26 protein-coding genes and 1 tRNA gene are annotated in these 21485 nt (G+C 57.7%); 12 read left to right on the top strand and 15 right to left on the bottom strand.

Features of this window, described 5'->3' with window-relative positions:
- Window positions 1–348: 348 nt before the first annotated feature.
- Window positions 349–684 carry a hypothetical protein gene (locus tag BSG20_RS11150; RefSeq protein ID WP_244541314.1) on the top strand — a complete coding sequence of 112 codons (336 nt, stop codon included), beginning with the start codon at window positions 349–351 and terminating at the stop codon, window positions 682–684.
- 20 nt (window positions 685–704) lie between these two features.
- Here BSG20_RS11150 and BSG20_RS11145 read toward each other — a convergent pair whose 3' ends face one another.
- Window positions 705–1487, bottom strand: a complete 783-nt coding sequence (locus BSG20_RS11145; RefSeq protein ID WP_167371558.1) for a putative phage abortive infection protein — start codon at window positions 1485–1487, stop codon at window positions 705–707.
- A 220-nt stretch (window positions 1488–1707) separates the two neighbouring features.
- Here BSG20_RS11145 and BSG20_RS11140 point away from each other — a divergent pair, with 220 nt between their 5' ends.
- Genes BSG20_RS11140 through BSG20_RS11130 form a run of 3 tightly spaced genes read left to right on the top strand, consistent with a single transcriptional unit; the run spans window position 1708 to window position 2943 of the window.
- Window positions 1708–1941 (top strand): hypothetical protein, encoded by a 234-nt coding sequence (locus BSG20_RS11140; protein WP_072374899.1) that lies wholly within the window; start codon window positions 1708–1710, stop codon window positions 1939–1941.
- A gap of 45 nt (window positions 1942–1986) precedes the next feature.
- Complete coding sequence (locus BSG20_RS11135) at window positions 1987–2352, top strand: hypothetical protein (protein WP_072374902.1); 366 nt, start codon at window positions 1987–1989, stop codon at window positions 2350–2352.
- Window positions 2353–2943 carry a hypothetical protein gene (locus BSG20_RS11130; RefSeq protein WP_072374905.1) on the top strand — a complete coding sequence of 197 codons (591 nt, stop codon included), beginning with the start codon at window positions 2353–2355 and terminating at the stop codon, window positions 2941–2943.
- 316 nt (window positions 2944–3259) lie between these two features.
- Here the strand turns inward: BSG20_RS11130 and BSG20_RS11120 are convergent, their stop codons facing one another.
- From BSG20_RS11120 to BSG20_RS11090, 7 genes are all read right to left on the bottom strand, one after another.
- The gene (locus BSG20_RS11120) at window positions 3260–3952 is read right to left on the bottom strand and encodes a hypothetical protein (RefSeq protein ID WP_072374908.1); all 693 of its coding nucleotides are present in this window, start codon (window positions 3950–3952) and stop codon (window positions 3260–3262) included.
- Between the two features lie 28 nt (window positions 3953–3980).
- Window positions 3981–4631, bottom strand: a complete 651-nt coding sequence (locus BSG20_RS38810) for a DUF4145 domain-containing protein (RefSeq protein ID WP_072374913.1) — start codon at window positions 4629–4631, stop codon at window positions 3981–3983.
- Window positions 4632–4730: 99 nt separating this feature from the next.
- Window positions 4731–5276 carry a hypothetical protein gene (locus tag BSG20_RS11110; protein ID WP_072374916.1) on the bottom strand — a complete coding sequence of 182 codons (546 nt, stop codon included), beginning with the start codon at window positions 5274–5276 and terminating at the stop codon, window positions 4731–4733.
- Window positions 5277–5389: 113 nt separating this feature from the next.
- Window positions 5390–5875, bottom strand: a complete 486-nt coding sequence (locus tag BSG20_RS11105) for a hypothetical protein (RefSeq protein WP_093041114.1) — start codon at window positions 5873–5875, stop codon at window positions 5390–5392.
- A 554-nt stretch (window positions 5876–6429) separates the two neighbouring features.
- The gene (locus BSG20_RS11100; protein ID WP_072374919.1) at window positions 6430–7194 is read right to left on the bottom strand and encodes an RES family NAD+ phosphorylase; all 765 of its coding nucleotides are present in this window, start codon (window positions 7192–7194) and stop codon (window positions 6430–6432) included.
- A 2-nt stretch (window positions 7195–7196) separates the two neighbouring features.
- Window positions 7197–7628: a hypothetical protein gene (locus tag BSG20_RS11095; protein ID WP_072374922.1), complete on the bottom strand. Its 432-nt coding sequence runs from the start codon at window positions 7626–7628 to the stop codon at window positions 7197–7199.
- Between the two features lie 436 nt (window positions 7629–8064).
- Window positions 8065–8304: a helix-turn-helix domain-containing protein gene (locus BSG20_RS11090; RefSeq protein ID WP_072374925.1), complete on the bottom strand. Its 240-nt coding sequence runs from the start codon at window positions 8302–8304 to the stop codon at window positions 8065–8067.
- A gap of 109 nt (window positions 8305–8413) precedes the next feature.
- On the opposite strand from BSG20_RS11090, the gene BSG20_RS11085 reads away from it, so the two are divergent.
- The 4 genes from BSG20_RS11085 (at window position 8414) to BSG20_RS11070 (ending at window position 11171) form a co-directional block, all read left to right on the top strand.
- Window positions 8414–8764 carry a hypothetical protein gene (locus tag BSG20_RS11085; RefSeq protein WP_072374928.1) on the top strand — a complete coding sequence of 117 codons (351 nt, stop codon included), beginning with the start codon at window positions 8414–8416 and terminating at the stop codon, window positions 8762–8764.
- A gap of 202 nt (window positions 8765–8966) precedes the next feature.
- A complete protein-coding gene (locus BSG20_RS11080; protein ID WP_143147471.1) occupies window positions 8967–9674 on the top strand; it encodes a hypothetical protein in 708 nt (235 codons plus the stop codon).
- Between the two features lie 98 nt (window positions 9675–9772).
- Window positions 9773–10189 (top strand): hypothetical protein, encoded by a 417-nt coding sequence (locus BSG20_RS11075; RefSeq protein ID WP_143147470.1) that lies wholly within the window; start codon window positions 9773–9775, stop codon window positions 10187–10189.
- Between the two features lie 88 nt (window positions 10190–10277).
- Window positions 10278–11171, top strand: a complete 894-nt coding sequence (locus BSG20_RS11070) for a hypothetical protein (protein WP_072374936.1) — start codon at window positions 10278–10280, stop codon at window positions 11169–11171.
- Window positions 11172–11334: 163 nt separating this feature from the next.
- Here the strand turns inward: BSG20_RS11070 and BSG20_RS11065 are convergent, their stop codons facing one another.
- The 4 genes from BSG20_RS11065 to BSG20_RS11055 form a co-directional block, all read right to left on the bottom strand.
- Entirely contained in the window at window positions 11335–12183 is an 849-nt protein-coding gene (locus BSG20_RS11065) for an SDH family Clp fold serine proteinase (RefSeq protein WP_072374939.1), read from the bottom strand.
- Window positions 12158–12361 (bottom strand): hypothetical protein, encoded by a 204-nt coding sequence (locus BSG20_RS35560; RefSeq protein ID WP_072374941.1) that lies wholly within the window; start codon window positions 12359–12361, stop codon window positions 12158–12160. The genes BSG20_RS11065 and BSG20_RS35560 overlap by 26 nt, the downstream gene beginning before the upstream one ends.
- A 276-nt stretch (window positions 12362–12637) precedes the next feature.
- A tRNA-Ala gene (locus tag BSG20_RS11060) sits at window positions 12638–12713 on the bottom strand.
- Between the two features lie 148 nt (window positions 12714–12861).
- Window positions 12862–13251, bottom strand: a complete 390-nt coding sequence (locus BSG20_RS11055) for a TIGR02300 family protein (protein ID WP_024313358.1) — start codon at window positions 13249–13251, stop codon at window positions 12862–12864.
- 239 nt (window positions 13252–13490) lie between these two features.
- On the opposite strand from BSG20_RS11055, the gene BSG20_RS11050 reads away from it, so the two are divergent.
- From BSG20_RS11050 to rpsA, 3 genes are all read left to right on the top strand, one after another.
- Window positions 13491–14141: an FMN-binding negative transcriptional regulator gene (locus BSG20_RS11050; protein ID WP_072374944.1), complete on the top strand. Its 651-nt coding sequence runs from the start codon at window positions 13491–13493 to the stop codon at window positions 14139–14141.
- On the top strand, window positions 14138–14785 hold the full coding sequence (cmk, locus tag BSG20_RS11045) for a (d)CMP kinase (protein WP_072374947.1): 648 nt from the start codon (window positions 14138–14140) through the stop codon (window positions 14783–14785). The genes BSG20_RS11050 and cmk overlap by 4 nt, the downstream gene beginning before the upstream one ends.
- A gap of 167 nt (window positions 14786–14952) precedes the next feature.
- Complete coding sequence (gene rpsA / locus BSG20_RS11040; protein ID WP_007798943.1) at window positions 14953–16656, top strand: 30S ribosomal protein S1; 1704 nt, start codon at window positions 14953–14955, stop codon at window positions 16654–16656.
- Window positions 16657–16746: 90 nt separating this feature from the next.
- Here the strand turns inward: rpsA and BSG20_RS11035 are convergent, their stop codons facing one another.
- From BSG20_RS11035 to BSG20_RS11025, 3 genes are all read right to left on the bottom strand, one after another.
- Window positions 16747–18273, bottom strand: coding sequence for a hypothetical protein (locus BSG20_RS11035; RefSeq protein WP_072374950.1), 1527 nt, complete (start codon window positions 18271–18273; stop codon window positions 16747–16749).
- A 229-nt stretch (window positions 18274–18502) separates the two neighbouring features.
- Window positions 18503–19129, bottom strand: a complete 627-nt coding sequence (locus BSG20_RS11030; RefSeq protein WP_072374953.1) for a ribonuclease D — start codon at window positions 19127–19129, stop codon at window positions 18503–18505.
- A 74-nt stretch (window positions 19130–19203) separates the two neighbouring features.
- Window positions 19204–20010, bottom strand: a complete 807-nt coding sequence (locus tag BSG20_RS11025; RefSeq protein WP_072374956.1) for a MerR family transcriptional regulator — start codon at window positions 20008–20010, stop codon at window positions 19204–19206.
- 194 nt (window positions 20011–20204) lie between these two features.
- Between BSG20_RS11025 and BSG20_RS11020 the strand changes: the two genes are divergently transcribed.
- Window positions 20205–21482, top strand: a complete 1278-nt coding sequence (locus BSG20_RS11020; protein WP_072374959.1) for a 4-aminobutyrate--2-oxoglutarate transaminase — start codon at window positions 20205–20207, stop codon at window positions 21480–21482.
- Window positions 21483–21485 lie beyond the last annotated feature (3 nt).

Raw genomic sequence — 21485 nt, 5'->3', positions numbered from 1 at the left:
CCCGCCTGACAAAACTGACTTTACTGACAAAACCCCTGCTGCCGATGATGGAGGCGCTCTGGATTACGGGCGAAACGAGGTTTCGTCAGTTTTGTCGGTTTTGTCAGGAGCCGCTGATCCGGCGCCGAGCCCGGCACTAGCATTGATCGAAGCGTTGCGGACCGACATGGACCTCTACGCAGAAGCTCTGCGCCTTCACGGTTCGATGTCATACGGCCAGGCAATGGATGTTCTGGGGTGGGGAGCCACGCGAGCTGGGAGCGCTGAAACGGATCTCCGCAAAGCTGGGCGCATCGAGTTTAATAGGCTGGGCCGCGCGGTTCTCATCGATCGAGAGGGAGGATCAGAATGAGCGATCCATCGCCCGGCTCTCTCTTCGGCGGGGAGGCGCTGAGCCAAGAGCGTAAGTCTTCACTGTGGCCAATCTTAATGCGTCCAGATGACGTCGTTCCGATGAAGCGCGCCGTCGATCTTACTGGTAGGGACGAACGCACTTTGCGAAACTGGAACAAGCGCTATCGCGTTGGTCGGCAATCGAGCAAGAGCGCGCCGATCGAGTTTTCGGCGCCGGCTCTTGTCATGATTCTCCACGGGGATACATTCGCGCTGGAAGAGCTTCGAAAAGGCAACCGCATGCATCCGAGCGTGGTTCGATATTTCGAATTCCTCGGCATACCAGTCTAAGGTTCCAAGGTGTTCGTCTTCTAGTCCCGCGCGGCAAAAGCTTCGCCAGGATAGACCGTTTCGAGGAACCCCCGATATTCGTCGTGCGGAAGATATTTCAGGAGTCGGAATTCCACGACGAACTTGCGGAAGTCATTCGAGGCTTCAGTTAGCGCGTTCGCTGCAATGAGTGCGACCTCAGGCGTGCTTAGTTGGCTACGGACAAGGTTTCCATATTGGATCTTTGTCTGGCCATCCAAAACGCGGCTCTCCGAGATCCGACGTAGTATCGTATACAAAATCCGGAAGTACGGGCCGAAAGAGTATTCTGCGTAACGATGGACGTCGTCTCGGTAAAGGTCCCGGATCGTTGTTTCGACGTCGGTAATCATGTCAGGAAATGTATAACTCGGGCCGAGCAAAAATTGCATGTGTTTGTGCGCGGCTTCAAATGCTGCTCGACCGGTGCCTCCACGTTTGCTGTTCTCTGGGATTTCAAAGGTGGCGCCTTCCCGCAACTGCCGAGAAAGCTCGAAAAGCTGGAAAAAAGACGCATCAAACTCCGATCGTTCCAGTCTCTCGTTTTGGCTCTCGATTTGCCGCTGCTGGTCGCTAATTTCCTTAGATTGCATCCTCAGGGTGACGAGGACACCAATCACCGCCGCCGCAGAAAACGCAGCATTGAGAGCGCCGAAACTGTCTCCCCACTGACCTAGCGCCTCCATCTTCACGGGCATGCCAACTCGTACAAGAAAGCGCGGAAGCATTACCCAGAAAAACCACGCCCCAGAGACAATCAAAATCAGGCGTACGGGAATGCTCATGCCTATCCTCTTGGTTGCAACGCCCGGGAAGCAATACAAAGTAAACCGTACGTGGGCAAAGGCTTTTTCGCCTCGGTGCGCGCAACTGGCATGCGCAAAGGTGACCAGGTCCAAGAGAAGCCAACATCGTGATCTGGCGAATACGTTTCCGGATGTGTCAAATCGCCTTAACCCATGAAGCATGGGATTCTCCGTGTCAGATGAACATAGGAGACGCGACATGCTCACTTCTTCGAGACCCCGTCAGGGACAGGGACAAGACCCTATCGTCAACATCATGCTCAGTGGTGGACGGGTAACGACGACCTTCCGAGAAGCGCTGTTCGACGCCACGGCAAGGGAGGGCCTTAGTGTCAATGAGTACTGTCTAATGGCCGCGGCTGAAAAGCTCAGGGCTTCCGGACATCAGTTCTCCGGAATCTTCACGCCTGGCGATACCGAGGCGAGCAACTGACCAGCCTCCAGTCCCAACGAACCCCGATTCAAGGAGCAATATGAAATGTCTATGAACCTCAATTATCCTGCCAATCTCATGCCGCCAGTCTGGCAGCGGCTAACAGACACCTCCACGGTTCGTATCGGCGAGGTTGCTGATGACACCCTAATACTCTCCGGATTCTCGATCACGAACGATGGATCTGCGGCGAAAGTGGTGTCCTTGATTTGGTACGACGGCGCGAACGAAAAGGTGATCTGGAAAAAGTCAGTCGCCCAGGATGACACGGCCTTCGGATCTGACTTCCCAATACGCCTCAGAAAAAACAATGAAATTCGGGCCAAGGGCGCCGCCGATATATGTGTGACGCTGTTTTATTCCTTCCTCGTCCCGAACTCCGGTGTAAACGGCCTCGGAGGGATTAGGTGAATGCCTGATAATACAGCGATTAAACAGGCACGGTCCGCCGCTGTTGAGGTGGTTGAATCGTCCCCTGAAGTGGCCGGCCTCGGGCAGTGCGATCAGGTGACATTGAAAAGGATAGGCAAAAAAGGCGCCGTTCAATACGAGGAAGGTGGGCGGGTCACTGTCGAGCATCCCACGTGGATGAACGCCATAGGCACCGACTACGTGAACCTGTCGGAATTCGTCGCAGAGCAGATGTTGATTCTTGCTGCCCCCGGAGACAAGGTCAGCCCGAAGGAGCTTTCCTTCCTCACGGAAACGGTAATGGGCATTGCACCGTCCGACCACGTCGAAATGATGCTGTCGACACAGATGGCTACGGTTCACCTCATGACCATGAACATGGCCGCTAAGTCGCGCCGGGCGGCGAGTCTTCAACAGATCGACACCTACGTGAAGCAAACCAATCAGCTCATGCGGACGTTCACGGCCCAGGTTGAGGCGCTGAAGAAGTACCGGAGCACTGGTACACAGAACGTCAACGTGAAGCATGTTCACGTCCACGAGGGCGGCCAGGCTATCGTCGGGAATGTCACCAAAGGGGGGCGGGGGTGAGCGAAATGGCCGAGGCAATGTCATGCACCCATTCTCCTACCGATCGGCTCAACGCGGCGGCCAGATGCCACGCTACCTCGAAGCGGTCAGGCTTCCAGTGCCAGGCGCCTGCCGTTCGCGGCAAGAAGGTCTGTCGGATGCACGGCGCTCGTGCTGGTGCGCCAAGTGGAGAGCGGAATGGCAACTATCGTCATGGCGGCCACACCAACGAGACACGGACGCTGGTCGCCAAGGCTAGGCTGCTGAAGGTGATTTCTCGCAAACTCCTCCAAGCGCTTTCCGATTGATAACGGCGGATAAGGTTCGGTCAGAAACACTACCGTGTTTCTTGTCTCTCCTGGAATCCCTCGTTGACCCAATTCTGCCAACTCTGAGCCGTGGGTCTCGTCTGCATGCTCTCGACGAGGAAGCGAATGGACGGCAAAGTCCGTGAGCCGCGGCGGTCTCTCATGGCTTCAAACGCAAAGCCGTACCACCAAGCAAGATCCTGTCCGAGAAGTTCGAAGGCAACATTCCCGTCGATGCGGCCCGTCTTTGCAAGCGCACCCCACTGATGGAAGAAACGCATGACCTCGTGCAAAGAAGCCGCTTTTGCAGCTTTCTCGTCCTTTGGATCATCCCAAGTGCTGAAACTGGGCGCATCAATCCACGCCTCGCCCCGGTCTCTATTTTGCCTTACGAACTTTCTGGCTTCAGAGCGCACGTTAGCAAAGGCTCGTGTGTTGTACTCGCGATGGAGCTCCAATGCAGATGATATCCTGGTTTGAGTATCTTGTTGGATATCCCGGATCCGGGCATCCCTCCGCTGCAGCACGTAGAGACCAATCGCTGTCGCAAGCGAGAAAACAATCGCGGCGTATGCCGCAACATCTGACGCGGAAACTGACCGATTTGCCGCACATGCGGCCAGTTTTTCCATCGCACCGGGCGTTGCGAAGAACAAAAAATCCACGGCCTTCCCTTCTTCCTCGTTGCGTGCACAAGCCAGGTGGTGATGCACTTCAAGCACAGAATTTTCATTTTAGAACGGGCAAGCCTCAGGCCCGATCTTTCCCGCGGTGTTCGGTAATTTGGTGGGGCAGATCAAACACGACCTTAAGCAACATACCTAAATACTCTACGACCGCCGATGCGTCTTGAGCCGTTGTCGCGGTAGATCCGGGAGTGGGGTGCGCGTTGTCATTTCCGAGCACTCGAACCTCGTGTGCCCATTCCAACATAACGGGTGGGAGAAGCCCCTTGGAGCCAAGGTCGTTGATTTCGTCATAGAGATTCTTTCCTACCGCACCCTGATGCCGCAGCGTAAGTTGCACTGCGCTCCGCGCCATGAGTGCTGCCGCGTCCCAGTTGGATGCCTCGAGACTCCTTCGAGCTTGGAGCCAGTAACGGCCAACGTCGTCCGGCCAATGACGCGGCCACTTTGTCGTTTTCCGAGGCCAAGGAACCTGGTGAATTCCCTGCAACCCGGAGTCCCCTTGTCCCCAGAATACGGAGGTCAGATTCCCACATTGCTCACATTTCAGGGTGTCGTAGTGCAAGACCTTGCCGGCGGCATTCTTTCGCGTGAGGCGCCCTTCAAACTGGAATTTACCTGACTCGCCGCAGAATGCGCACTCCACGAGGTCCGCGCGCAGATCTCCGTTATAACTTGAGTAGCCCGACCCCTCACCAATTTCCCACCAACTCATAGTCACATCCTTAGGTTCTTGCTTTTTCGTTCCGACAAAACTGACTGTCATGGACAGAACAATCGCTGATCTATCGGTGGTCTGGGCTGCGGGCGCTTCTTATGGAAAAGCTTCTGTCAGCAGCCGTGGATTCTTAAGGCCGTGTTCGGCAACATGTCCGAAGACATCAATCAGGAATGCCGGGCGCGGTGCATGTGTGTTCACTGCTACCGTGTAGCGCAGGGCGAAGTCGCTCTCTCGTCCGTGGAGATAGCCAAGCAGTTCCAGCGCCAGTAGTAGTTCCTGCCGCGGATCTTTGTTGAAATCGTCAATAGGCCATTTTCCGGAAGCGTGAGCCTCACTCCAGGCCTCATCTGAGCGGTCCAGACAAAGCCGCCGGGTTGCCTGATTGTGGGCATCGTTCCACAACCTCGACAAATCGTGGCCATATCGCTTGCCCACATCCTCGGGCGAAACACCCGCCTGCAGCAGCGGAAACTTCAGAAGGAGTTCGATGCCGTGTGCGAGCAGGTGGAGAGCGGGCGTCTGAAGGAGCGTCGGTCCGCGAAGCCACTGCTCAGAATATCGGACGATGCGGGCGGCGCTGAGATACTTGTGCGCCCCCGCCAGGATTTGACCGCTCTCGCTTTCCAGAAAATCAGTCATCGCACCCGCCTCCCTTTGCATTCGCCTGACAAAACCTCACGCAATGGCGTTTTGTCAGATACATGGCTACGGTGATGTATTTGCAAAACTAGCAACTTGGGTGGTTTCGTCAGTTAAGTCAGTTTTGTCGAGGGGGCGAACATGCCGCTTGTCGATGGTGGCGCTTGATACTCTTCCATAGCCCGATCGAGCGCCATTTGAAGCCCCAAAAAGATGGTCGCAGGCTTGAGCGTCTTGTAGGCTTGGATCTCGCTTGCGAAGGCCGCAGCCTTCACCTTGACCGAAGTGGCAATTCCTTCCTCAGTAATCAGGTAGTCCAGGTAGGTTTGCCATTCGGCGAAGCCGTTAGTCGTTGGGAATTTCGATTTGTACATCTCCGCTTTGTAATAACGGACGATGCGCCTCTTTCCGAAGAGGGCGTATGAAAGCCAGAACTTGATGACGCCCCAAAAGGATACTCCGAGGGGCACTACCCATAGGAACAGCAACGCCATCAGGAACATGAACGCCTTGTCTGGACGCCCGTCCCAAAATGTTAGGCCAACTGCCAACGCGATATCAAGGATGATGCCGAAAAGGAACCCAAGTAGCCAGTTCATATGCTTCCTCGCAAATAAGGCTGACGAAATCCCTAGCCTGGTTGTGCCTACCGTGGCCGTGGCCTTAACCAATGGATCACAGCGCCGCAAAGAGACGCGAATGCTACGGGAGTTAATATGAGCTTCCATAGAAATGCCCAGTCGGCCGATGACCAATACGATCCGAAGGGATCAAAAATGAAAACCCAGCACAAAACCGCGGCCATCCAGAGAACTGCGCCCGCTAAATAGTATTTTAGGGTCTGGCTGGGCGAGGCTATTCGCATCGGCAAACTTGGCAGAGCACCTTCGGCGAGTTTGGCGCCAGCTATGCCCACCGCCAAGGGAGCGAACAGCCATCCAGCGCCTCGTGGCATGTAGTGCTTCCCCGTAACGTCATTCAAAACGGCAAAGAAGAGGAAAGCGAGTAGGTAGCAAAGAACAACCGCAACCACGAACCCTAAGGTTCGAGCGAGCCACTTTTTCATTGAAAGAATACCCCCGATGGTTGCGGTAATGAAATCCCAGAATCACGTAGATGGCAAGGCGGCTACGCCGACATCCACGTGATTGAGTTACTTGCGATACCAAGTGTTATCGGTCTGTCTCGCCTCGATTTTTACCGACTGAATCTCGAAGGGCGCGCAGGATACAACTTTCACTGCTGACAGGTCGAATAGGGCAAGATTTTTCCCGGCATCGCCAAACTGGCTCCGATAGCTAACGCCGTCATAACCTGCGTCTCGAAAAAGCTCCGTTAGGATCTGTGTCGGTGCATAGAGTGCGACGTCGGTGTCGTCTCTGGAAACGGGTCGCGAGAAGGCTTCGTCAATAAAGGCCCAAAGTGCCTTCTGCGCCTCCTCGTCAGACAATTCGCTGAAGAGATACGACAGCTTCATCGCGCGGCCACCAATGTTGTCTGAGAGATCAACTACCCTCAGCGGTCGCGTGATGCGTAACGTCGCAAGCGATACCTGCGCGCCTATCCAGGGCCTAACCTCAGAAATTGCTGTAATGGGCTGCGTAGCCACGTAAACTACGGGAATGCCGAGAGGGTTTGCGCGACCTTCTGTGGCTCTATCGCTTCGCGGGAGCATCCGCGCCGCGCCATACCCAGAAATGCTAAACGTGCCGTTTGCTTCGTCCTCATGTTCATCAACACCTTTTGCGGCTCGATACACGATGGCCCCACGTTTTAGGTGACTCACACGAGTCTCGGCGGTCGATTTCACCATCTCCAGAAACCTGTGAACCTCGGGCGTCCACACGTAGCGCCGTTCGCGGGTAACAGCGCGAGCAAATTCAGAGTATGCACGCCAAGACAACATCGGCTCTCCCATTGTCACCATCCTCCTGGCCGCGACATCGCGCTTCGATTGCCGCACCTGTGGCCGGCAGCGTCGTATTGCCAGTCATATTGGCAGTTTCCGGGGTAGCGACTTGGCGAATAGTAATTCCCGCCACCACAATTGTTGTTGGCGCAGACCGCGACTGCGGTCCCCACAACAGCTAGAGCCACCAGCGCTGCGGCTGCTTGGTTCTGTTGCTGAACCATCTGGTAGCATTCGAGCGGATCGATCTTGCGACGGGCCAACTCCCCGAGGAGGCTTTGATAGAATGCCTGATCCTTTGTTTCCATCAGTGTCCGGCATAGTGCGGCCTTGCTCACCGCTTCCGGTTTCTTGCTGAACTCCGCCTGCGTCGTTGTGCAGCTCGCCAACGCGAGCGATATCGCCACGGCGCCAACTCGCCGAGCCCAAATGCCTAAATTCACGGTCGAACCCCTCAGTTGCCCGAGGCGAACATCGCAGATATTGATGCTCCGTCAAATTGCATGTTAAGATATCGTTAACGCAGCCATGGCGTGCGGTTGAGCACGCAGCCCCGGTCACCTGATGGCAGAAGCAACTCCTGGTTCAGATCTCCAAGCCTCCTGACAAAACCGACTTAACCGACAAAACGCAGCAGATGCAGGTTTCGTCAGTTTTGTCGGTTTTGTCAGGGATGGGTGTAAAGCCGCGCGAAAGATGGTTTTCCACTGTTTGCGCCATTCTCGGCCAGCGTCCTGTGGATGTTACCCGCCTTGAAACCTTCCTGGGAGCTTCGGTTAGTCACTGCCGGCGGCGTCGCTAAAGGTGGTTCTGTACTCATCACCAAGAGGATTTCAGAATGGCCAACGCCTGAAGATGCGTGAATACGCGGTGTTGCCGTCAAGCTCCGGTTGGCTTAGCCAAGCGGACGCCCGCACCGCCGCCGTTTTCCGGTATGAACTGGACGCCCATCGCTTCGAGTGCTCGCTTGATAGCATCGAGATTGTTTAGGACGGGAACCGACCGGCCAGCCTCGAAGTTTCGAACAGTCGAGTTGCCGACGCGCGCAGCGGTAGCCAAATCTTCTTGAGATACGCTCACCAAACCACGTGCGGCTCTGCATTGCGCAGGCGTTATCATTCAGAGTCTCCGCCAACAATTTTCGCCAAGCATAACGATTATCGTTTGACAGGTCCAGATGTAACGATTATCGTTATAGATAACGTTAATGGATATCCACCGGAGACCCATGATGCTGAACCACCGCGTTCGGGCAGCCGCCGAAGGCATGCCAAGATTCGACCGAGCCGCCATCATGGCCCACGCGTGGCGGCTCTATCGAAATCAATGGACAGGCGCGCGACCTGCAAACCTGCAGGCCCGGCGCAAGTCGTTCTCGCGCTGCCTGAAGTCAGCATGGATGACGGCGAAGTGGGACGCTGCCGAAGCTCTCAAGACTGCTACGCAGCGCGCTGCCGATCGAGTGCAGGAGCTGACCTTCGAACTCATGCGGGACGACGCTCGCGACTGGCGGGTCTCAGGCCGCGCTGATCGGCGGGCAATCTACACTGAAATTGCGGGGCTCGAGGGGAGGGCGTGAGGCCCGAACCCGCCAACGACCAGTCAACACATACGCTCAATGGAGATCGACCATGCAAAACGGACCCACCACCACCAACTCCGAAACTGCGCTCACGCGTCGCGATGCGCTTGGCCTGTTGGCCGCAGCCACAGCTCCTGCTGTAATCATCGGTTCGCCAGCCGTTGCGAAGGCAACTATCTCCAGTAATGGTCCGTCGTCGATGGAAGAAAACCCCGCGCTGGTCGAAGCCTATGCCAGGTTGAACATCGCCCGGTTGGAACGGCGTGAGGCAAGGGACGCCCTTGAGTGGCTCGTGGACGAGTATCGGCATCTATGGCCCTTGGCCCCAGAGGAGCTTTTAGGCGCCGCGAACGCCGATAAGGGGAACCGCAGTAGCGACGCAGAGTGTGACATCATCGGCCGCTTTATGATGAGGGATACAAGCGTGCTCACCAAGCGGCTCGCCGCGAAGTTTCGACATGCCAACCCAACAGCCTGCTTTGTCGTCATGTCGCCGGAGGATGCTCAAGAGAGGCTCGAATGGGCGCGAACCTATGTTCCAAAGGGGCGGACGGAAAAGGCTCTAGCGGCGAAACGAGCCCTGAAGGAGCGGAATATCGTCGAAAGCGAACGCCAGCTTGCGCTCGCCCGCGAATACCATGCCGAGACCGCTCGGCTCCGGATAGCTGCAGGTGTTGACCAGGCGAAGCGACGTGTCAGCAATGCAGAGACCGCAGTTATCAATGCATGCAGGGAGCTCTCCCAAGCCGAGGCCTTCACTACTGAGGGGCTGCGCATGAAGGCCGAGGCGATCAAGGCGTGCGGCTTCTTCGACCACTTCAAGAATACGGGAGGGATTATGGCCGAGATAGCCAGCTTCGTTCAGTCGGTAATAACCGTTGCCCCGAAGTTGGCCCAAGCAGCCTGATCGCCGCCGCATTCGCACCCAGAGAACCTAGCTCGGAGCCACAGGCCATGCCAAACCTTGTAACGAACACTGCACCGCAGGAACGATATTCCAACCCGATGGCGAAACTCGACAGCCTCCTGAGAGAGGCGGCCACCATCCTGCGCGACAATTCAGATCTCAAGATAGCAAGAATTGCGCTCAACGAACACGGTGTACACACCTTCCTCAAGATTCCCGGCTACTCCGAATCCGATCCGCTCCTTGAGGCGATTACGGCATATCGCGAGGGCCTGGCGGCGCTCAGGGCTATTCGCGAGCAGATTACCCGCGACAACGAAGATGGACTGGTTGAGCAAACCTATGGCCCGCATATGCGTGCGCTCTTGGAATGGGACAAGGCTGCTATAAGCCGTCAAAGCGCCATCGAGGCGATGAAGCTGATGGCCGAAGAAGATGTCTTCGTCGATGAGATTGGCGAGGCGTTGCGTCGCGCGGTGCTTGGCTACCTTGAATCGCTGAAAGGCGTGATTTGAGATCGGGCATGCAATGCTTGGTACTGGCCCTTGTATCGTCGGAGGTGATCCGCTTTGATGCGTGAGCATCTCCGAGGGTCTCTCATCAATGGCATTGTCAGTTAGGTACTATCTGTTCCCCGAGGGCTCTGATCCGTTGCGCCTGTCGCAGCGGCTCGTCGAAGGTCTCACTCACGGCAAGGACGCCATGCCGCAATATGCGGACACCACGCAACGTGTCCTCGGTGCCGTGGTTCAGAACGAGGATGGAAAACCCATCCATATCGATCGCACCTATGGAACGATGTGGACCTTCAATGAGGATGGTGAGATCAGGGAAGGGCTCCAGGAAGCAGTCTTCGAGGCGATGAACTCGATCGGGACCCAATCATCGTCTGATACCGTAGTGTCGATCCGACCGCAGATCAGCAGGAAGCGGTACGCAGAGAAGTTCCGCTGGGAGCCGTCAGCCATCGATATCAATCGCGTCATCCAGGATCTGTGGCCCAAGCAGAAGGCAGATCGCTTGAAGGAGGCGAAAGGTGTCTCTCAACGGAAGCCAGCCCTCACCTTTGAAGCAAAACATACGCTGGACAAGATTTCCGCTGGCTTCTGGGAGATAGCCCACCAGATTGAGGCACTAAAGGAGCCCAGCTTGCGAGGCTTCGCCTTCGAGGCGAGGAAACGCGCCAGCGATGATCTGGAGCATCGGCACCTATATAATGCTCTGGCCGAAGCAGCCGTCGACCGTCTGGAGCTGCTGAAGAGGCAGAAGAGCGGGAAGGGCATTTGGTATGCTGTGCTGGAGGTCATCATGACACGCCCGGAGGGATTTTCGGAAACCATACAAGTCTACCACGAGCGATGTGATGGACGAGACGCCGCGGTTGTCGCCACACGGAAACTGCTGGTTCAGCACGCCGAACTGTTCAACGACTACACTGGTCTGGAAGCAAGCGTGATGACCGATCTGGAATGGGAAGTGATGGCGTACCCGGACTAGGAGGGCCGTTGTCCCCACTCGACGAATGAATTGCTTGGGCTCCGATAATGTAGGTTTTCGGAAGTTAGAAAAACGCGACTGAATGATTGATCTACGCTCTGCTGGCGCAATCCGGGACGGCGAAATGGGTTATGGGGGGCAGGCTCAGCCAATCGGAGTTCTGTCATTTCGCCGCGATGGAGGTGCTGCGGGAGCGACCCTCAAAGATTTTGAGATAGTTCATGGTTGTAATGTCCTGGGCATACATGCAGTGCAGAAGCCAGATCCGCTTCCAAAGTTCGTCATCGTGCGGCAGGTAGTTTATAGCCAGTCCGAGTGCGGTTGCCTCACGATGGTCGATTACAGAGCCATGGGAGTGGAAAACGTCCTTGGTCGAGAGAGCTTCAACCACCATAGCTATTTCTTGATCGGACTTTCCAGCCAACATGCCGTTCTTGAGAAGGGATGTGGCCAGTTTTTTCGTCTGCATGATGGCATACGCCGCCAGGCGATGGAGCGGATAGTTTTGCTGCGCGATAGCGGGCTCGACCAGGATTGACGCTGGGACGTCGGCCAACCAAGGATCGATCGGTCCGAGCTCGGACGTCGGCCCCATGATGATTTCTCGTGCTGCTAGGCATATTGTAGTGCCATTGCTCTTGGCGGCGTTCACAACAATGATGCGCAGGTCAGTGACCATGCTTTGGAGCAAGGAAACCAACGCCTCGGTTGCATCCGTCTGCCCGCCGTTTGTCTGCAGGAGCAAATCGGTTGGAGCATTTCCGATGTCACCTAGCAACTCAGCAACGTAAGCGATATCGGCAGCGTCGATAATCGATTCATTCTTGAATCGGTTGGCGAAGTACACAACCAGGCGCCGTTCGGTCATCTCCTCAATGTCGGAAATGAGAAGTTGGCGAAGATATCTGTCTTTCTGTTGGACCCAGAACATCGGAGACTGGGTAGGGAGGGATTTCCCCCTCGGAAACTTTGGTTCGTCGCCTTTACTAACCTTGCTTTCGTCCTTGCTCATTTTCCCCCGGGACCTTCTTTTCCGCATCATCGCCATGGATCATGCGGCGCATCTTGTCATAGTCCGGGCGCGGCTCGGCGGGAGCGTGGACGACTCGCGTATCTACCATTCGCCCAGAAGACTTCGGGCGGGTGATGTCGGAAATGTCTGCCATTGCGACGGATTGATAGATGTTCATGGTGCTCTCCATCGAGCGACTGAGTGCTCACTTCACTCATAGAAGCTGGTCGTTGCGCGAGGCTGGCGGCGCATCTGGTCCCAAGAGAATCAGCCGTGCCGTTTGCCGTCAAGGCGTTTGTCTACATTGGTAACGTTCTCGACGTCTTTTTATCCCAAACGGCGGTAAAAAAAGTGAGACTAGCTGCTTCGTGGTTCCCCGGTGCTTCCCCGAGCCGCTACGGTTCGCTAGGTAGCGTTCTTTCGCGAGTAACTCGTTGAAACAGTTGAAGGAATTTGGTGGAGCTAAGCGGGATCGAACCGCTGACCTCTTGCATGCCATGCAAGCGCTCTCCCAGCTGAGCTATAGCCCCATCAAGGCGGTCCGGCGTGGCCGGTCCTGGGATGCTTCGCGAAGGCTTGCCTCGCGGAGTGGCGGCTTATTACTTCCGGTTTTTGGAGATAGCAAGCCAAAAAGATCGGCCCGGCGAAATTTTCTCGTCCGGGCCGAGACTTATCGGATCAGACTTCGTCTTCGTCGCCGGTGACGCCGATGATGTCGCTCATGTCGTCATCGTCGTCGTCTTCGTCGGCTTCGAGGAAGGTGTCGTCGTCGTCATCGCCTTCGATTTCGACGTCGTCATCGCCCATATCTGGAATGTCGTCGCCAGATGCGCCCTCATCAGCGTCCTCGAGCGAAACCAGTTCGACTTCCGTGGTTTCGGTATCGACTTCCGCCACTTCCTCTTCATCCTGGACTTCAGCCGCTGCGGCAGCAGAGGTTTCCTCGAAGAAGGAGAGGGGATAGGACTTGCCGGTGTAAGGAGAAACAATCGGATCCCGGTTCAGGTCGTAGAACTTCTTGCCGGTTTCCGGGTCGGTACGCTTCGTTCCAAGTTCAGCTTTCGCCACTGTAAGCCTCGTGAGAATGGCCGAATCACGATTCGGCAAATGCCGTGAAAACCGGCGTGCTATTCGGAATTTATAAGCCGGTCCCCATAATCGTTGCAGCACTGCATGTCAAAGCCAAACTTCATGCATCGCTCATGGGCGCCGGATGACCGCCACCGCCATTTGTGGTAGTGAGCCGGCGATTGTTCATTTGCAGGGCAGATCGGCGCGCGGCCGGCTGCCGGAATGGGTGTCAGACAATGTACCAGCCGCCGCATTTTCGTGAGGACGACTTAGGTGTTCAGCACGCCTTGATCCGGGCGCATCCGCTCGGCTTGCTGATCACGGCGGGCGCCTCGGGCCTGATGGCCAATTCGGTTCCCTTCCATCTGGATGCCGCTGCATCCGAGAAGGGGATCTTGCGTCTTCACCTCGCCAAGGCCAATGCGCAGTGGCGCGATATCGACGCGGGCGCCGATGTGCTTGCCGTCTTCCAGGGCGCCGATGCCTATATTACGCCGTCCTGGTACCAGACGAAGCAGGAGACCGGCAAAGTCGTGCCGACCTGGAATTACGCCATCGTGCAGGTGAGGGGCAAGGCGCGCGTCATCGACGATGCCGCCTGGCTGCTAGCGCAGATCAACGCAATCACCACGCAACAGGAAGGATCGCGTGACAGGCCCTGGGCGGTCGGCGACGCGCCGGATGATTTCATTCGCGCGCAACTGAAAGGCATCATCGGCGTGGAAATCGAGATTGCCACGATCGAAGGCAAGTGGAAGGTAAGCCAGAACCGACCGGTTGCCGATCGCGAGGGGGTTGCTGCCGGTCTCGGCGAAGGGGCCGGTCAGGCCGATATGGTCGATCTCGTTCGTCGCTACGGGGGGCTGACGGAGAAATGGGACAGATGACCTCCAGACACTTTACGATCGCCATCGATGGGCCGGCCGCTGCAGGCAAGGGTACACTCTCGCGCCGTATAGCGGAGACCTACGATTTCCATCATCTCGATACGGGCCTTACCTACCGCGCCACGGCAAAGGCATTGCTTGACGCCGGCCTGACGCTCGATGACGAGGCGGTGGCGGAAAAGATGGCTCGCGAGGTTGAACTGGCCGGTCTCGATCGCGATATACTCTCGAAACACGAGATCGGCGAGGCGGCCTCGAAGATCGCGGTCATGCCTGCGGTGCGGCGTGCACTGGTGGAGGCACAGCGGCGATTCTCGAAAAAGGCGCCCGGAACGGTGTTGGACGGCCGTGATATCGGTACCGTCGTGTGCCCGTCGGCGCCGGTGAAGCTCTACGTGACGGCAAGTCCCGAGGTTCGGGCAAAGCGCCGCTACGACGAGATAAGAGGCAAGGGAGGCATTGCCGATTTCGATGCCATTTTCGAAGACGTCAAGCGGCGCGACGAACGCGACATGGGGCGGGCCGACAGCCCTTTGAAACCAGCGGAAGACGCGCACTTGCTTGATACGTCGGAAATGAGTATAGAGGCGGCGTTTCAAGCTGCGAAATCGATCATCGATGCAGCTTTGAGCCGAAATACCTGAATTCGAGCGGTTTGCCCAAGCTCTGCCTGGGTCGCTTATGAAGACTAAGCCTGAAATTCCGTCCAAGCGCCGGATTGCTTCCTGAAAGGAGGCGGACTGGGTTCAGGCCCGTTCAACACGAACCAACCGGCGCATACGTATCCGGATTCGGATATGCAGGAGATTACATGTCAGTAGCTACTCCCTCTCGCGAAGATTTCGCGGCTCTTCTCGAAGAGTCCTTTGCCAAGCACGACCTGGCTGAAGGCTATGTCACCAAGGGCATCGTAACGGCAATCGAGAAGGATTCTGCCGTTGTCGACGTCGGCCTCAAGGTCGAAGGTCGCATCCTACTCAAGGAATTCGGCGCCAAGGCCAAGGACGGCTCGCTCAAGGTCGGCGACGAAGTCGAAGTTTACGTTGAGCGCATCGAAAACGCTCTCGGCGAAGCTGTTCTGTCGCGCGAGAAGGCTCGCCGCGAAGAAAGCTGGATCAAGCTCGAAGCCAAGTTCGAAGCTGGTGAGCGCGTTGAAGGCGTCATCTTCAACCAGGTCAAGGGCGGCTTCACGGTCGACCTCGACGGCGCGATCGCCTTCCTGCCGCGTTCGCAGGTCGACATCCGTCCGATCCGCGACGTTACCCCGCTGATGCACAACCCGCAGCCCTTCGAAATCCTCAAGATGGACAAGCGCCGCGGCAACATCGTCGTATCGCGTCGTACGGTTCTGGAAGAATCCCGTGCCGAGCAGCGTTCTGAAATCGTTCAGAACCTCGAAGAAGGCCAGGTTGTTGACGGCGTCGTCAAGAACATCACCGATTACGGTGCGTTCGTTGACCTCGGCGGCATCGACGGCCTGCTGCACGTCACCGACATGGCATGGCGCCGTGTGAACCATCCGTCGGAAATCCTGTCCATTGGCCAGCAGGTCAAGGTTCAGATCATCCGTATCAACCAGGAAACCCACCGCATCTCGCTCGGCATGAAGCAGCTCGAGTCGGATCCGTGGGATGGCATCCAGGCCAAGTATCCGGAAGGCAAGAAGATTTCCGGTACCGTCACGAACATCACCGACTACGGTGCGTTCGTCGAGCTGGAACCGGGCATCGAAGGCCTGATCCACATCTCGGAAATGTCCTGGACCAAGAAGAACGTGCACCCCGGCAAGATCCTGTCCACGAGCCAGGAAGTCGAAGTTGTCGTTCTCGAAGTCGATCCGTCCAAGCGTCGTATTTCGCTCGGCCTCAAGCAGACGCTGGAAAATCCGTGGGCAGCCTTCGCTCGCAACCATCCGGCTGGCACTGAAGTCGAAGGCGAAGTCAAGAACAAGACCGAATTCGGCCTGTTCATCGGCCTTGACGGCGATGTTGACGGCATGGTGCACCTCTCCGACCTCGACTGGAACCGTCCGGGCGAACAGGTCATCGAAGAGTTCAACAAGGGCGACGTCGTCAAGGCTGTCGTTCTCGATGTTGATGTCGAAAAGGAGCGCATCTCGCTCGGCATCAAGCAGCTCGGCAAGGATGCTGTCGGCGAAGCAGCAGCTTCCGGCGACCTGCGCAAGAATGCAGTCGTTTCCTGCGAAGTCATCGCAGTCAACGACGGCGGCATCGAAGTGAAGCTCGTCGACCACGAAGACATCACTTCGTTCATCCGCCGCGCAGACCTGTCGCGCGATCGCGACGAACAGCGTCCGGAACGCTTCTCGGTTGGCCAGGTTGTTGACGCTCGCGTCACCAACTTCTCCAAGAAGGACCGCAAGATCATGCTGTCCATCAAGGCTCTGGAAATCGCGGAAGAGAAGGAAGCTGTCGCTCAGTTCGGTTCGTCCGATTCCGGCGCTTCGCTCGGCGACATCCTTGGCGCGGCTCTGAAGAACCGCGGCGGCGAATAATCGCTGGCCTCAGGCTTGAAGACGAAAAGAACCCGCCGGAGCGATCCGGCGGGTTCTTTGCTTGTGTGCTGTTGTTGTCGCGGTCTCTGGCTATTCCCAGTCGACCTTGCGCCGGTAGAGCGTATAGGCTTCGTCCATGCTCGCAGCCATTGGCAGGGCCGGCGCCGGACGGTGAGGCGGTGTCCCAGCCTTGATCTGGCTTTCCCGGGCGACCATCGCGGCGGCTTCATCATCCGTGATGATATCGGCCTCGCTGTCATTCGGGGGATCGCCTTGCTCAGCATCCTCTTCCGACGGCTCGCCGCCGTTGTGATCTTCGCGATACATCTCGCGGGCGCCGCTGTCGTCGGCCTCGTCCCTCGAGAACTCGTAGGGCTGCATCGCGTAAGGCACGCCCTCGACGATCTTCATGAGCACCGGTACATAGGGTTCATCGATCGCCTGCTGCACCATCAATGGCACCGGCACTTCCGGTGCAGAGTGTTTCTTCGCGGCAGTGGCGGCTGTTTCGGTCGCCGGTTGTTCTGCGACAAGTGGCGATTGATGCGCCACGCCATCCGCCGGCGCGTGCCGATCGGGCAGGGTGGCCAATTCCTCCGGGAGACCAGTAAGGACCGTCTCGCCGAGGATGATGTCGATTTCGACTGCGGGATCTGGATCGGCAGCCTCCAGCAACGCGTCCGTTTCCTGGTCCTGAATGATTGTAACGATCAGCTTTGTCGTGGCGTCCGAGAGTGAGGCTGGTATCGCCGGCCAGCTCTTCGGAATGATGGGCTCGCCCTTTGACACTGCCCGCGGTGTGTCCGCTTGTGCCGTTGCGTGCGCAAAATCCGCGGCTTCCTTAGGCGATATGGCCTCTTGCAAATCCTGGTCGAACGCGGTGCGCCCCACCTCGACAGTCAAGTTCGCGATCGGCTCGTCAACCACTGCAGATTCTTTGATGAGTTGGACCTGCTCGCCGTCTGCATCGACAAAGGCGGCTGCAACAAGCGATGCCGGCGGCCGTGGAGCTTCCGGTTCCTGCTTCGTCGTCAGAGGGCGTGCTGCTCCGGCAAGACTGTCGCGCTGGATGCTGATTTCAGTCCGCTGCTCCTGGCGTAGCGGAGATGCATTGTTCTGGCCGTAGGAGCGAACAACGGCGCGGGCTGCGAGATCGTGATCCTTGTAGCGGATGGTTTCGAGATAGGCCGCGATGCGGGCGGCTTCCGGTCCGGCTGGATTCCGAAGCGCGGCTGCGAGCAGGCGCAAAGGAACCGCTTGGCCTTGCATCGCAAGCCGACGCTCGACTTGCTCTATCTTCGCCGGCGGCAACGTCTGAATTGCAGCGGCCAGCCGAGAGGCAAACGCAAGGGCAGTTTCGTCGTCCTCACGCGGGATTGAAAGCGCCTCGCTCGTGGCATTGAGTACATCGAGAAGGGCGTCGACCATGCGTGCCCGCACAGCCAGCAGGAGCATGTTGAGCCTGCCGGCAACGGCAGAATTGAGATCCGCGCCCTGAATCTGATGCACGGGAGCGACTGCACTGGCAGCACCCGCGAGGCCGTCGGCGCTGACCGCCGCAGTCTGGCCCTGGGAGGAAAAGCTCGCATTTGACGCTGAACGAACCGGAGTCAACATGTCATGCTCCTTCTTTCGTAAAGTGTGGTGAAAGCAGGTTACAAGAAGGCCGCGCTCATCCGGCCTTTCGCATTCCCCAGCAGTTCCTCCTGCCTAACTCGGTGCTCCATCGCACCGTCGAATGCATAAAAATTAATGAGTATCCTAGCGAAACGGCGTTAAAGAATCGCTAATGGCCGGCGCGCGGCAGGCCGCACCCGGTGCAAATCGGGCAAGATCGGGGAACGTTTCAGCTATGCGCGAAGATGTCGGCTTCTTCCCAGCCGAGCAGGTCGAGCTTGGCGCGTGTCGGTAGGAACTCGAAGCAGGCGATGGCGTGGTCGATGCGACCGTCGCGCACCAGCCGCTCGGTCAACTTGTCGCGCAGCGCGTGCAGGTAGAGCACGTCGGAGGCGGCGTATTCCAGCTGCGCCGGCGACAGCGTCGCGGCTGCCCAGTCGGAAGACTGCTGCGCCTTGGAAATATCGACGTCCAACATTTCCTTGAGATTATCCTTCAGGCCATGCCGATCGGTATAGGTGCGGCAAAGGCGCGAGGCGATCTTGGTGCAGAAGACCGGCTGCGTGGTGACGCCGAAGGTGTGGAACAGAACGGCGATATCGAAGCGGCCGTAGTGGAAAATCTTCTGGCGGGAGGTATCGGCGAGCATGGAGACGAGGTTCGGCGCTTCCTTTTGGCCGGCAGCGATGCGGATCACGTCGGCCGAGCCGTCGCCTGCCGAAAGCTGCACGACACAGAGTCGGTCGCGGCGCGGCACAAGGCCCAGCGTTTCGGTGTCGATGGCAATCGCTCCGGTGTAGCGGGCGGCATCTGCCGCGGAAATATCGCCTTCATGGTAACGTATGGTGGCTGCCATCTGCCTCGTCTCTCATCCGAAATGTCTGTCAGGGCGCTATAGCGCAAAGACGTGGCCGGCGATACCGTTAAGGCTCAGAATGTCGGCGGCGTATTGATCCAGATCAGGATCGTCTCGCCATCGTGGCGATTGCGCCAGGAGTGATAGCGTCGGCTTTCGAAATAAAGCGAATCGCCGGGCCCGAGGTCGAAGAACTGGTCGGAATCGAGAACCAGTTCCAGCCGCCCCGAGAGCACATGCATGAACTCCTCGCCATCGTGCCGGTAAGCGCCTTCGCTCGCCGCACCGGGTGCCAGCACGAAACGGTGGCAGTCCATCATCGTGCGACCCTCGGCCAAAAGCTGTACGGTGACACCCGGCGTGGTTTCCGGCCAGGTGCGCCAAGCCCCTGCGCGGACGACCTCGGGCACGGCATCGCGTTCCTCGCCGGAAAGCCGGGAAACCGTCGTGCTATAATATTCCGCAAGATCGTGCAGCGTCTTGAAGCTCACACCCTGGGATGTGCGCTCGAGCGTCGACAGCGTCGATGCGGCAACGCCGACATCGCCTGCGACCTGGTCCAGTGTCTTGCCAGCGGCATGGCGCAGACTGCGCAGCCGCCGTCCGAGATCGGAGGCATCCGCTGCATCGGAACTGTCCGAGGGCACTTCGCTTTCCAACGCCTCGCGAATGGCCGCCGGATTGAGCCCGCGCTCAGTTCGATACCAGGCTATCTTCTTTAGCCGTGCCACGTCTTCGGCGCTGTATTGTCGGTGTCCGGTCGCCGACCGATCCGGAACGACGAGGCCCTGGCTTTCCCAAAGGCGCAAGGTGGATGCGGAAACACCTGCCGATCTTGCCGCCTCGGCTACCTTGTAGCGCACGGACGTCCCATTGCTCATAAGCCAAATATTCCCGGTTCGTTTGAGGCCGTATCGGCCCTCGTTTTCTTGAGCGACCATCGCCGAAAACGGCGACGGTTTGAAGCAGAAAATGCCGCTTGCATTCTTGCAGGAAAAATGTAGGTATTTTCTACACCCCTTGCAGAATTTATGCAAGATCGCTTCGATTCATTCCAAAGCGCAGGAGCGCACCGATGACCGCGACTACCCTTACAGACCGGAAGAATGCTGCAATTTCCCGCGGCGTCGGGATGACCACGCAGATCTATGCAGATCGCGCCGAAAACGCCGAGATCTGGGATAAGGAAGGTCGCCGCTATATCGACTTCGCGGCCGGCATCGCCGTCCTCAATACCGGCCATCGCCACCCGCGGGTGATCGCTGCCGTGAAGGATCAGCTCGATCACTTCACCCACACCTGCCATCAGGTCGTTCCCTATGAGAGCTACGTGCATCTGGCGGAGCGGCTGAACGCGCTGACGCCCGGCGACTTCGCCAAGAAGACTATCTTCGTCACAACAGGTGCCGAAGCCGTCGAGAATGCCGTGAAGATCGCGCGGGCGGCGACCGGCCGTTCTGCCGTCATCGCCTTCGGGGGCGGCTTTCATGGCCGCACCTTCATGGGCATGGCTCTCACAGGCAAGGTCGTGCCTTACAAGGTCGGTTTCGGCGCGATGCCGGGCGATGTCTTCCATGTGCCGTTCCCGGTGGAGCTCCATGGCGTGACGCCTGAGCAATCGCTTGCAGCCTTGAAGAAGCTGTTTGCCGCCGATGTCGATCCGCAACGCGTTGCCGCAATCATCATCGAGCCGGTGCAGGGCGAGGGCGGCTTCTATGCGGCGCCGGTTTCGTTCATGAAGGCACTGCGCGAACTCTGCGATCAGCACGGCATCCTCCTGATCGCCGATGAGGTCCAGACCGGCTTTGCGCGCACCGGCAGGATGTTCGCGATGGATCATCATGAGGTCGCACCCGACCTGATGACCATGGCCAAGAGCCTCGCCGGCGGCTTCCCGCTGGCAGCCGTCACCGGCCGCGCCGACATCATGGATGCGCCGGGACCGGGCGGCCTTGGCGGCACCTATGGCGGTAATCCGCTTGGTATCGCCGCTGCTCACGCGGTTCTCGATGTCATCAAGGACGAAGATCTCTGCAACCGCGCCAATCAGCTTGGTAGCCGGTTGAAGCAGCGTCTGGAATCGTTGCGCGAGAGGGCGCCTGAGATCGTTGATATCCGTGGCCCGGGCTTCATGAATGCCGTCGAATTCAACGACAGGACGACGAAGCTGCCGAGTGCCGAATTCGCCAACAAGGTCCGTCTGACCGCGCTTGAGAAGGGCCTGATCCTGTTGACCTGTGGTGTCCACGGCAACGTCATCCGCTTCCTTGCCCCGATTACCATCCAGGACAGTGTCTTTGGTGAAGCACTGGACATTGTGGAAGCCTCGATCCTCGAAGCAAGTGGCAAGTAGGCT

Source organism: Rhizobium tibeticum (assembly GCF_900110205.1).
Lineage (GTDB): Bacteria > Pseudomonadota > Alphaproteobacteria > Rhizobiales > Rhizobiaceae > Rhizobium > Rhizobium tibeticum.
The sequence above is the reverse complement of the archived record's forward strand: the minus strand, read 5'-3'. Positions and strand labels throughout refer to the sequence as shown.